We start from the raw sequence: 11,516 nt of genomic DNA on the forward strand, positions 1-11,516 counted from the left end.
CGTTGAGAAATCCGCGCCGCAATTCCTCGTTGGCGACCCTTTCCGCGATCGCTTCCAACATGAAGCTGTGCGCCGTCTTCCCGGACTCTTCCGCGAGTTTTGAGACGCGGTCGCGAAGGTCAGGCGGCAGACGAAGCGTACTGGTAGACATATCGACCTCGCAAAGTGTCACAACTGTGCTACATAATACGTGAAGCAGCCGCTTTGGCAAGTGCACGTGCTGCGCAGGGTCGTCCCAGGTGAGATCGAAAAAGAGGGACAATTTGGCTTATTTCAAAAACTTGATCACTTTATTATGTAAAACACGTATGCACCGCGTTCGGACCCCGCTGAGCGCGCGAGGTGATTGCAGTCATGCTCGACTGCGTCCTTGAGTTCCGGATGCTTCGAAACGGTACGGTATGAATTGTGCGGCGCTCGATCACACAGACTGTGGTCAAGCGAATGCTCAAATCGGGTTGACCGCCGCGCTAATCGACAAGATCAACCGCCTCGAAATGCTCAGGGACGCCCGCGAGTTGAGGCCGTTGCTTACTACGTGAAGCCATTGATACGCATTGCAAAGTATATAACCCGAGGAGACAAAATTATGTCCGCCATCGACCGGCGTCACTTTCTAAAGACCAGCGCCGCGGGTGCTTTAGCATCGGCGACCGTCAGTCCGTCCGTATTTGCGCAACCGTCCGACGCGGCGGCCTCCGCGTCTGTTCCCACGAGCGCCCTCAATGCCCGCCCACCGAAAGTCACGCGCATTCTCGCGGAGTTTATCTGCAAGACCGGTTATCAAGACTTGCCCGCGCCGGTGCGCAAAGAAGGCGTGCGGACTCTGATGAACTGGGTCGGTGTCGCGGTGGGCGGTTCGCACGATGAAACCGTCAACCGCGCCGTCGCTGCGCTCACGCCGTTCTCGGGGCCGCCACAGGCAAACCTGCTTGGTCGCGCCGAGCGCTTCGACATCGTGAACGCGGCGTTCATCAATGGCGTCAGCAGCCATATTTTCGACTACGACGATACGCACCTCAAGACGATCATTCATCCGGCGGGCCCGGTCGCATCCGCGATTCTGGCGTTCTCGCAATACCATCCACTGTCGGGCAAGGACTTTCTGAACGCGCTCGTGCTAGGCATCGAGACCGAGCTGCGCATCGGCAATGCGGTGTATCCCAATCACTACGATGTCGGCTGGCATATAACCGGTACGTGCGGCGTATTTGGCTCGGCGGCTGCGACGGGCAAACTGATGGGACTAAACGTTCAGCAAATGGTGTGGGCGCTGGGGCTTGCGGCGTCGCAGCCGGTCGGCCTGCGCGAATCGTTCGGCTCGATGAACAAGAGCTTTAATCCCGGACGTGCCGCCGCAAACGGCATCTTCGCGGCCTTGCTGGCGGCGAAGAATTACACGAGTTCAGACGGCATGATCGAAGCAAAACGAGGCTGGGCGAACACCATCAGCACGAAGCAGGACTACCGCGAGATCACCGATGGTCTCGGATCGCATTATGAATCGACCTTGAATACGTACAAGCCGTTTGCGTGTGGCATTGTCATTCATCCGGCGATCGATGCTGCGATCCAGCTTCGCAATCAAAACAAGCTGACGGCCGATCAGATAGAGCGTATCGATCTTCGCGTGCATCCTCTGGTCATCGAGTTGACCGGCAAGAAGACACCGCAGATTGGACTCGAAGGCAAGTTCAGTATCTACCACGCGGTGGCGATTGCAATCATAGACGGCGCGGCCGGCGAAACACAGTTCAGCGATGCGAAAGTGCGTGACCCGAGCACCGTCGCATTGCGCGACAAGGTCAATGCGATCATCGATCCCGCCATCAAGCCGGAGCAGGTCGATATGACGATCGTGCTGAAGAACGGCCGCAAGCTACATAAGTATATTCAGCATGCAATCGGCAGCACCGAAGTGCCGATGACCGACCAGCAGCTCGAGAAGAAATTCTCCGATCTCGCCGACGGGATCCTTTCGCCCGAGCAGGCTCGTGTGCTAATGGATAGATGTTGGCAAGTCGAACAGTTGCAAAACGCGGGCGATATCGCCTTGGCGACGCTTCCACGGTAATTCGATTAGCAATCGTTTTCTCAACCGGGCGAAACCGGCCTTAACACTTCTAGAGGTGGCGCGAAGCAGCAGCATAAGCGTTGTCCAAACTGTCCAGGTTTCTCTGGCAATTTGTTGCGCATCGCCTTTCTTCTGCGCCGGCACATTGGTCATCTTGTGGACCCTTTTTTTTGCCTTTGACCTTCCGCTCCAGCCTCGAGCGCTCCCGTGTCAAAGTGCTCGGTCTGAAAAGCGCGCAAATGGACAAGGCTCGCCTCGATGGACGCTGAAATCGGTCGCCGAGTCGCTCGCGCCGCAAGGCCTATATCGTCGCGGACCTTCTTTACATTCGAGGGAGTGTAAAGCACAAAACAGTCTTCGACGTTGGTGGGGCCCGGTGTTCAGCTTGCTCGGCGCGAAATTTCTATCAATCCTGTTTGTGTGCGAGATAGATTCACCTCTAAGGTGGATGATGGATCTATACAAACTCAATCCTCAGCGACTTCAACCAACATCCTCTGGCGCGAGTTGCTCCCACGTGCTATGCACGTGGCGCCGCAGAAACTCCCCGAGCTTCGGGCCTTCGCGCGCCGACAAAAGTCGCACGATGACCTCGTGCTCATCGATAGCGGTATGCCACGTTTCTGACGTCACGCTTCCCTGAAATCGATACCGATAAAGCTGTCGGTTCAGCCGTTCGTGCACCTGCTTGAGCGTCGCGTTCTTCGCGGCGGCGATGATACTCGTATGAATCGCCTGATTGAGCCGGAAGTAATTCATCCGGTCCCGCCGTTCATATGCGGCATGCATCTCATAATGCAGCGCGCGGATTTCGGCGATTTCGGCGTCGGTCGCCATCCGGCAAGCCGTCTCGCCTCCGAACGCCTCGATCACGCCGAGCACGTCAAGCTTCTCGGCGATCTGCGCCGCGCTCAATTCCGCCACGACCGCGCCGCGCTTGGGCAACACGACGACGAGCCCATCTCCCGCCAGTTCCTTCAGCGCTTCCCTCAACGGTGTGCGCGACACATCCAGCCGTTCGGCAAGCGTGCGCTCGCGCAGTCGCTCGCCGGGCTTCAATTCGTCGGTGGCGATCAGCGTGCGCAGGCGCTGGGCGATCTGCATCGACAGCAATTCGTCGGACGCTTCGCCGCTGTCCGGCGCTTCGGGTTCCTCTTCGAAGTCCGTCATTTTTCAATCTCGTTCATTGCCGGAACGCCATTTGCGCGTCCGGTATGCCACTTTACCAGCGCGTGAAGAAGACCGACAGGGGCTGAAGCCTTGCAGGACATGGTGTTATCCCGCACTTGACGATGTCCCGGCGTCCAACTACATTTTGGTATACCAGATTGACGTCAGCGATTGGCCGAGCTCGTGGGCCTTTGCGATCGAAACAAGAAAGAGGGCACCGAGACGCTTGTAAGAACTGGCGCCAGCGGCTCGCAGACGACTGTGTGCAAAGGATCGCGGCACATCCGCCGAGTGTCGGATTGAGAAGTGCCGATTGCCGCCGGTGCCGCTCCCAACCTCGCAATTTGGTATACCAAAACGGTGTATCCCAGAAGGCACCCACAGCTAAACGTGACGAGTTTTTCATGCAGCCATCGCTTTACCCCTTGATCGCCCCAGCGATCGCCATCGTGCTGCTAGTGCTGCTCATCACGCGGCTTAAGCTGCACCCGTTTCTTGCGCTGATCCTGACATCCGGCTTCCTCGGCAGCGCGGCTGGTCTCGCGCCGACCGCCGTCATCAAGAGCTTCGAAAAGGGCTTCGGCGGCATCCTGAGTTCGGTCGGACTTGTGGTCGGCCTGGGTACGATGCTCGGCGGCCTGCTGCTCGAATCGGGCGGAGCCGACCGCATCGCAAACACCTTCATCGGGCTCGGCTCGAAGCGCTGGATTCCTGCGGCCATTTGCGCGGCGTCGCTGCTGATTGGCCTGCCCCATCTCTTCGACGTCAGCTTCGTCATGCTCGTGCCGCTCGTCTACGCGATCGCGAATCGCACGAAAAGTCCCCTGATGGCTGTCGGTATCCCGATGGCCGCAGGGCTGTACGTATCGCACGGACTGCTGCCACCGCATCCGTCGCCGACGCTCGCACTGGCTGCGCTTCACGCCGATGCCGGCCGCACGATCTTCTACGGCCTGATCGTCGCCGTGCCGATGGCGATTCTCTCGGGTCCGATCTTCACCGCGTTCGTGATGCGTTTCCTGCCGGTTACGCCGGGGGACGCGCTGTTCGCACCGACAGCCGCGACGGAAACGAAAGAAGCGCGTCCCGTCCCGCCGCTGGCGCTGGTGCTGGTCACCGTGCTGTTGCCGCCTGTCCTCATGATGATTCGCACGTTCGGGCGCAACTACGCATCGAATGGCACGCCGGCGCGCGAGCTGCTGGAGACGGTCGGCGACCCGATCGTGTCGCTGCTGATAGCCGTGCTGTTTGCAATCTGGTCGCTGGGCTTAAAGAGCGGCCTGACCCTGCCACAGATCCAGAAACTGGTCGGCAAGAGCGTCGCGCCCGCTGCCGCAGTGATACTGATTCTCGGCGCGGGCGGCGGATTAAAGGAAATGTTGCTTGCGACGCATATCGGCGATTCGATCGCGCACTGGGCCATGCACTGGTCGATTTCGCCGCTGGTGCTCGGCTGGGCGGTTGCGGCGCTTATCCGCATCGCGATCGGCTCGGCGACGGTCGCGACGGTGACGGCGGCGGGCATCGTCGCGCCGATCGCCGCCGCGACCCCGGGCGTGAACCTCGAACTGCTCGTGCTTGCCGTGAGTTCGGGCGGCCTGATGCTCTCTCATCTGAACGATTCCGGTTTCTGGCTCTTCAAGGAATATTTCCGGCTGAGCGTCGGCGACACGCTCAAGACCTGGACGCTCCTCGTTTCCTTCCAATCGCTCGTCGCGCTGGCGGTAATCCTTCTGCTCAACGTGATCATCAGCTGAATTAGCAGTTGAACACGACCTCTCGCTCCACAAAGGACAGACACATGAACTACGAACATCTCTTCAAGACGCTCGGCAGCCGCGCGATCCGCATGGCACTCGTCGGTCCGAAAGGCGGCTTTGGCCGTTCGCTGCTCGTGCAATGCCGCGCCCTGCCGAGCCTCACTATCGCCGCGCTGTGCGATCTCGACATCGACGGCGCGCTGGCGACACTGGCTTCGCTCGGATTCGACGCCGACGCCGCGAAGGTCTGCAACAACCCCGACGACGTTAAGGCGGCACGCGCCGCGGGACGCATCGCACTGGTCGGCGATCACGCATTGCTGAACGCGGTGGAACTGGACATCGTCGTGGAGGCGACCGGGCAGCCTGAGGTGAGCGTGCAGATCGCGGAAAGTGCGCTAAAGCGCGGTGTGCACGTCGCGATGGCGACGAAGGAAACCGATTCGGTCGTGGGCCCATACCTGAACCGGCTCGCGATCGAAAACAACGTCGTTTACACGACGCCCGACGGCGATCAGCCGAGCAACCTGATCGGCCTCGTCACGTGGGCGCGTGTGCTCGGTTTCGACGTCGTGGCTGCGGGCAAATCAAGCGAATACGACTTCATCTACGACCCGGCGGCGCAGACGATCGACTATCTGGAAGAACGGCACAGCGTCTCGCTCGACGCGTGCTGGGCACTCGGCGACGACATCCCCACGACGCTCGCCGCGCGCAGTCAGGCGCTTTCGATGCTGCCGCAAAGCGCGACGCCCGATTATTGCGAACTAAACGTGGTTGCGAATTCGACCGGCCTGCTGCCCGCCGCCGATGCCCTGAACTACCCGCTCGCACGCATCGGCGAACTGGCGGACATTTTCGTGCCGAAGGAGGATGGCGGCATTCTCGAGCGTACGGGCGTGGTCGACGTGTTCAACTGCCTGCGTCGTCCGGACGACGTGAGTTTTGGCGGCGGCGTGTTCGTCGTCGTGCGCTGCAAGGACGACGAGACATGGCAATTGTTGAAGCAGAAGGGGCATGTCGTCGGCAAGAACGGTCGCTATGCATGCATCTACCTGCCCTATCACCTGATGGGACTTGAGACGCCGATGAGTCTGTTCTCCGCCGTTCTTCTCGGTCAGCCGACGGGAAGCGCAAAACAACTGCCGTACGCGCAGATGGTCGCGCGCGCGCAGCGGGATTTCAAGGCGGGCGAAACGCTTGCGATGGGCGGCCATCACCACGCGATCGACGGCGTGACTCCGCTTCTCGTCGAACGCGCGCGCGCGGTTGAGGCCGCTCCTTTCTATCTCGCCGCGAACAAGCGTCTCGTCGCCGATGTCACGAAGGGCGAGTTGGTACCGCTCACCGCACTCGATCTCGGCGGATCGGCGCTCCATGCCGCGTGGCAGCGCAATCCGTCGCACTGAGGTTGAAAAAAGCCTCGGGCGCACGGCCTGACCGCGACGCCTGAAAGCGCAACACCCATCCACGGAGGAGACATGCAAACGCATAATCCCACAGCCGACTCGCACAGTTCGTTTCGCTCGCTCGTCGCCACTACACGCTGGCGCATGGTGTTACTGCTGTTCGTGCTCTACACGATCAATTGCGTTGACCGGATGTCGCTCTCCATCGCGATGCCGACGATCGTGCGTGAGTTCCATCTGGCCGCAACGATGCAGGGGCTGATCCTTTCGGCGTTCTTCTGGACCTACAGCTCATTCCAGATTCCCGCTGGCTGGGCCGCCGACCGCTTTGGAGCACGGCGGATGATCGGCCTCTCGGCGGTGCTGTGGGGCGGCTTCCAGTGCCTCGCTGCATTCGCGGTGAATGGCGCGACCCTGCTGCTGTCGCGTGTCGGTCTCGGCGTATTCGAGGCGCCGTATATGCCAGCCGCCACGAAACTCACCGCCACGTGGCTTCCGCCCGCCGAACGCGCGCGCGGCGTGACGCTGATCGACAGCGGCGCGCCGCTCGGCTCAGCGCTCGGTGGCCTTGCGATCAGCGCACTCATCGGCTTCACCGGTTCGTGGCGCACGGCGTTCCTGATCGTCGGCGCGGTCACGATCGTGTTCGGCCTGATCGTGTACAGGCTGTTGCGCGATACGCCCGAACAGCACCCCCGGATCGACGAGGCCGAGACCAACTATATCCGTGCCAAAAAGCTCGCGGCCGGCGAAGCACCGAGCGTGAAGAAGGCGCCCCTCTCGCGGGGCACGATCGCGGCGATGGTGGTCGGACGGATCGGCTGGGCGATGGTGTTCTTCGGGCTCGTGACCTGGGGGCCGAACTATCTGTCGGTCGGGCGCGGCCTCGACATCCGCAGCATGGGCTTCGCCACCTTCCTGATTTTTCTCGCCGGCGCGATCGGCGAAGTGCTGTCGGGCGTGACCGCCGACTGGCTGCAAAAGCGCTTCTCGCGGAAGACCGCGTTCAAGATCCTGTTTGGGCTGTCGGGCGGCATGTCGCTCATCTGCCTGCTCGCTTTGCCGTTCGTGTCGGATATTCGTCTCGCTGTTGCGCTGCTCTCACTCGGCGTCTTCTTTCACCTGTGGGGCGGCCTCTACTGGCTGATTCCGGCGATGCTCGCGCCGCAAGAGCAAGTCGGCCTCGTCGGCGGCGTGATGAACTTTGCCGGCACCGGCGGCGCCATCGTCGTGCCGATCGTGGTCGGCGTGCTGGTCGACGTCACCGGCGGGTTCACGGCCGTGATCATGTTCTTCGCGGCAGCGGCGTTCGCCTATCTCGTCGGCTCGTTGCTGATCGACTTCGGGCGCAACGCAACCGGAGACCGCGCATGACGCCGCTTTACGACGGACCGGTCATCGACGCGCATCAACACTTCTGGGACCTCGAAGCGAATCACTATCCGTGGCTCGCAGGCGAAACGCTCGTCGCACATCGCTACGGCGACTATTCGCCGATCAAGCGGACCTATCTGCCAGCGGACTATCTTCGCGATGCCGCCGGTCACAACGTGGTGGCAAGCGTGTATGTCGAAGCGGAGTGGGACCCGTCCGACCCGCTCGGCGAGACACGTTACGTATCGGGACTCGCCGAGTCCAGCGGTCGCCCCAATGCCATCGTCGCGCAGGCCTGGCTGGACGATGAGAACGTCGACGAGGTTCTTGCCGCGCAGGCCCGCTTTGCCCGCGTGCGTAGCGTGCGCCACAAACCGGGCGAAGCAGACGGCGCGGGCCGCACGCTAATGTCCGACCAACGCTGGCGTCGCGGATACGCACTGCTTGGCAAGCACGGCCTACATTTCGACTTGCAGGCGCCGTGGCGGCACTTAAGCGAGGCCGCATGCCTGGCTCGCGACTTCCCGGACACGCTGCTGATCGTGAATCACGCGGGCGTGCCGGGCGACCGATCCAGCGGGACCTTGCGCGGCTGGAGCGCCGCGCTCGAAACGCTCGCCGCGCTGTCGAACGTCGTGGTCAAGGTCTCCGGCTTGTGCGAGCCATGCAAGCCGTGGAGCGTGGAAGCAAACCAGCCTGTCTTCGATACGCTGCACTCGCTTTTCGGTGCCAAACGCCTGATGTTCGGCAGCAATTTCCCCGTCGACGGCATGTTCATTTCGCTCGACGACCTGCTACGCGGGGTCAGGCAACTGGTGCGGGAATGGTCGCACCCGGAGCAGCGGGCGTTTTTCCATGACACCGCTGTGCGCGTCTATCGGCCGATCGGACTCGGTGAACGCCCGGCAGCGACACTCGGCTACCCATCAAAGCAAGGACATTCCGATGACCACCGTACCGCATAACGAGCTTGGATTTACCCTGCCGATCCTCGATGCACATCACCACTTCTGGGACCTCTCGGACGGCAGCTTCCCCTGGCTTACCGACGAATACGACGACACCTTCTTCCTCGGCGACTATCGGAAGATGTGCAACGATTTCCTCCCGGAGCAATATCGCCGGGCGACCGCCGGATTCGATGTGATCGGAACGGTGCATGTCGAGGCCGAGCGTTCCCGAAAGGAGCAGGTGCGGGAGACCGAGTGGCTCACGCAACTGAACGCGAAGACCAGCCTGCCAAGCGCGATCGTTGGACACGTGTTTTTCGTGCAACCGGACTGCGCGGCGATTCTCGCGGGCCATGCGAAGAGCCCGCTCGCGCGCGGCGTGCGGTCGAAACCCGAGATCTCGGCGGGCCCGGGTGACTCAGTGCGCGGCCAGCCCGGCACGATGCAGGACGAGGCCTGGTTGCGCGGTCTCGCCCTTCTCGACGACTACGGCTTCTCGTGGGATCTGCGCGTGCCGTACTGGCACCTGGAAGAAGCGGCTGAAGTCGCGCGCGCGTTTCCCCGCACGACCATCGTAACCAACCATCTCGGCTTGCCGCTCGATCGCACGGATGAAGGCATCGCGATCTGGCGACGCGGGATGGAAGCGCTCGCGGCGTGTCCGAACGTGTACCTGAAGGTGTCGGAGCTCGGCCTGCCCGACGGCAGGTGGGACAGCGCGAGCAACCGGCGCGTGATCCGCGAAGCCGTGGATTTGTTCGGATACGATCGCTCGATGTTCGCGAGCAACCTTCCGGTCGGCAACCTGTCAGCGAGCATGACGGAGATCGTCGCCGACGTGCTCGCCGCTCTTCCCCACGCCACCGAAACTGATCTGCGCAAGCTTTTCGCAGGTACTGCGCAGCGCTTCTACCGCATCGATTGAACTGCAGCGAACACACAAAACCATCAGGAGACAGGCATGCAGACCATCGACGAAAACTCGCTCTTCAGGAAGATATCCGTGCGCATCCTGCCGGTCCTGATGCTCGGCTTTTTCTTTTCCTACCTCAACCGCGTCAACGTCGGCTTCGCCAAGCTGCAGATGGCGAGCGACCTGCAATTCAGCGATGCCGTCTACGGTTTCGGCGCGGGGATCTTCTTTCTCGGCTATTTCCTGCTGGAAGTGCCGAGCAACGTGATCCTGCACAAGGTGGGCGCGCGCCGCTGGATTTCGCGCATCATGGTGACGTGGGGCCTGCTCTCTTGCGCGACGATCTTCATCCGCACGCCCATGCAGTTCTACGTGATGCGCTTTCTGCTCGGGCTTGCCGAAGCGGGCTTCATCCCGGGCGCCATCTACTATATGAGCCAATGGTATCCCGCCGCGCGGCGAGGCCGCGCGTGGGGCGTGTTCTATATCGCGCTCGCCTCTTCGGGCGTGATCGGCGGGCTCGTCTCCGGATCGATCTTGCGCTTCATGTCGGGGCTCGGCGGCCTGCGCGGCTGGCAATGGCTGATCCTCGTCGAAGGCATCCCCACCATGCTGCTCGGCATCTATATTTTCTTCCGCATGAGCGAGGACGTTCGCCGTGTAAAGTGGCTGTCGGAGGCCGAAAAAGAGCACCTCACGAACGTGCTCGGCGCCGAAAACCGCGACAAGCTCTCGCATGGTTTCGCCGGACTGCTGTCGAATGCGCGGATCTGGGCGCTCGTCGTCATCTATTTTGTCTACAACATGGGCCTCTACGCGATCAGTTTCTGGATGCCGACCCTCGTGCAAAAAATGGGTGTGACTGATGCCCTCACCATCGGCGTGCTGACCGCCATTCCGGGCGTGTGCGCAATCATCAGCATGCTCGCGTTCGGGTTCAGCGCCGACCGTCACAACGAACGCAAGTGGCATCTGATCGTCGCGTTCTCGATGGCGGCGATCGGCTTTGCGCTCTGCGTGCTGTGGCAGAACCAGCCGACGCTCGGGGTGATTGCGCTGTGCATCGCCAACATGGGCGTTCTGTCAATTCCCGCTCTGTTCTGGAGCCTGCCGACAGCTTTCCTCACCGGCGTGACGGCAGCCGCCGGCATCGCGATGATCAACGCGCTCGGCAACCTCGCGGGCTTCGTTTCGCCGTACATGATCGGCTACCTGAAGGACCTCACGGGCCGCACCGATACGGCGTTGTTCGTCGTGGCCGGTGGGCTGGTACTGGGTGCGGCGCTCGTCGCGGTCGTGCTGCGCGCGCGCCGTCACAGCAGCAACGCCGGTCCGCACGTTCGCGCAGACTTGCATTAGTCGCACCCTTGGTAGCGCGTGAGCGGCAGAAGCGCCTCATGGGTGCTTTTGCCGGCTCCCGACAGTGCCTTGCTCAAGCGGGATGGCTGGCTCCGACCGGCTTCCAAGCGACGCACGTTCCCGCCGCGGTGCCTCGCCCTGGCAGTCCGCAGCAACATGGCGCGCGCCTTGGAACAGTGCGAGATAGGCGTCGTCTTCTGGCAGCACGGGCAACAGATGCGCGCGCAATTCGCCTGCGTTAGTCATGGGATCTTCTAAAAGGCCAGTTCAAAAAGACCGCTCAGTTTGGCTAAGGATGTTCCAGCAGACGAGTGAGCAGGCTAGTTTGATGAACGCTTCATGAATGTCGGATCGGCGTTCGAAGCGAATACGAAGACGACGGAAACCATGGAGCCACGAGTGAGTCCGTTCGACGACCCAACGAAACTTTCCCAGGCCGCTGCCGTGTTCGGTGCGGCGCCTGGCGATGACCGGTCTGATGCCACGCTCGCGAAGTCGGCGGCGATG

Annotated in this window: 9 protein-coding genes; 7 read left to right on the top strand and 2 right to left on the bottom strand. The window is 61.6% G+C overall.

Going from position 1 to position 11,516, the window contains the following annotated elements; translation table 11 throughout:
* The first annotated feature begins 589 nt into the window (after positions 1–589).
* Positions 590–2,074, top strand: a complete 1,485-nt coding sequence (locus tag AWB68_RS39005) for an MmgE/PrpD family protein (protein ID WP_087649546.1) — start codon at positions 590–592, stop codon at positions 2,072–2,074.
* Positions 2,075–2,557: 483 nt separating this feature from the next.
* Here AWB68_RS39005 and AWB68_RS39010 read toward each other — a convergent pair whose 3' ends face one another.
* Positions 2,558–3,244, bottom strand: a complete 687-nt coding sequence (locus AWB68_RS39010; RefSeq protein WP_087649547.1) for a GntR family transcriptional regulator — start codon at positions 3,242–3,244, stop codon at positions 2,558–2,560.
* A gap of 404 nt (positions 3,245–3,648) precedes the next feature.
* Here AWB68_RS39010 and AWB68_RS39015 point away from each other — a divergent pair, with 404 nt between their 5' ends.
* From AWB68_RS39015 to AWB68_RS39040, 6 genes are all read left to right on the top strand, one after another.
* Complete coding sequence (locus AWB68_RS39015) at positions 3,649–5,001, top strand: GntT/GntP/DsdX family permease (RefSeq protein ID WP_087649548.1); 1,353 nt, start codon at positions 3,649–3,651, stop codon at positions 4,999–5,001.
* Between the two features lie 44 nt (positions 5,002–5,045).
* Positions 5,046–6,413: an NAD(P)H-dependent oxidoreductase gene (locus tag AWB68_RS39020; RefSeq protein ID WP_087649549.1), complete on the top strand. Its 1,368-nt coding sequence runs from the start codon at positions 5,046–5,048 to the stop codon at positions 6,411–6,413.
* Between the two features lie 72 nt (positions 6,414–6,485).
* Positions 6,486–7,787 carry an MFS transporter gene (locus AWB68_RS39025; RefSeq protein WP_087649550.1) on the top strand — a complete coding sequence of 434 codons (1,302 nt, stop codon included), beginning with the start codon at positions 6,486–6,488 and terminating at the stop codon, positions 7,785–7,787.
* Positions 7,784–8,752, top strand: coding sequence for an amidohydrolase family protein (locus AWB68_RS39030; protein ID WP_087649551.1), 969 nt, complete (start codon positions 7,784–7,786; stop codon positions 8,750–8,752). The genes AWB68_RS39025 and AWB68_RS39030 overlap by 4 nt, the downstream gene beginning before the upstream one ends.
* Entirely contained in the window at positions 8,733–9,662 is a 930-nt protein-coding gene (locus AWB68_RS39035; protein ID WP_087649552.1) for an amidohydrolase family protein, read from the top strand. Before AWB68_RS39030 ends, AWB68_RS39035 begins: the two co-directional genes overlap by 20 nt.
* Positions 9,663–9,698: 36 nt before the next feature.
* Positions 9,699–11,009, top strand: coding sequence for an MFS transporter (locus tag AWB68_RS39040; protein WP_087649553.1), 1,311 nt, complete (start codon positions 9,699–9,701; stop codon positions 11,007–11,009).
* 267 nt (positions 11,010–11,276) lie between these two features.
* On the opposite strand, the gene AWB68_RS39050 is transcribed toward AWB68_RS39040, so the two are convergent.
* A partial coding sequence (locus AWB68_RS39050) for a transposase (RefSeq protein ID WP_143282008.1) occupies positions 11,277–11,516 on the bottom strand: 240 nt, incomplete at its 5' end.

The organism is Caballeronia choica (genome assembly GCF_001544535.1).
Classification (GTDB): Bacteria; Pseudomonadota; Gammaproteobacteria; order Burkholderiales; family Burkholderiaceae; genus Caballeronia; species Caballeronia choica.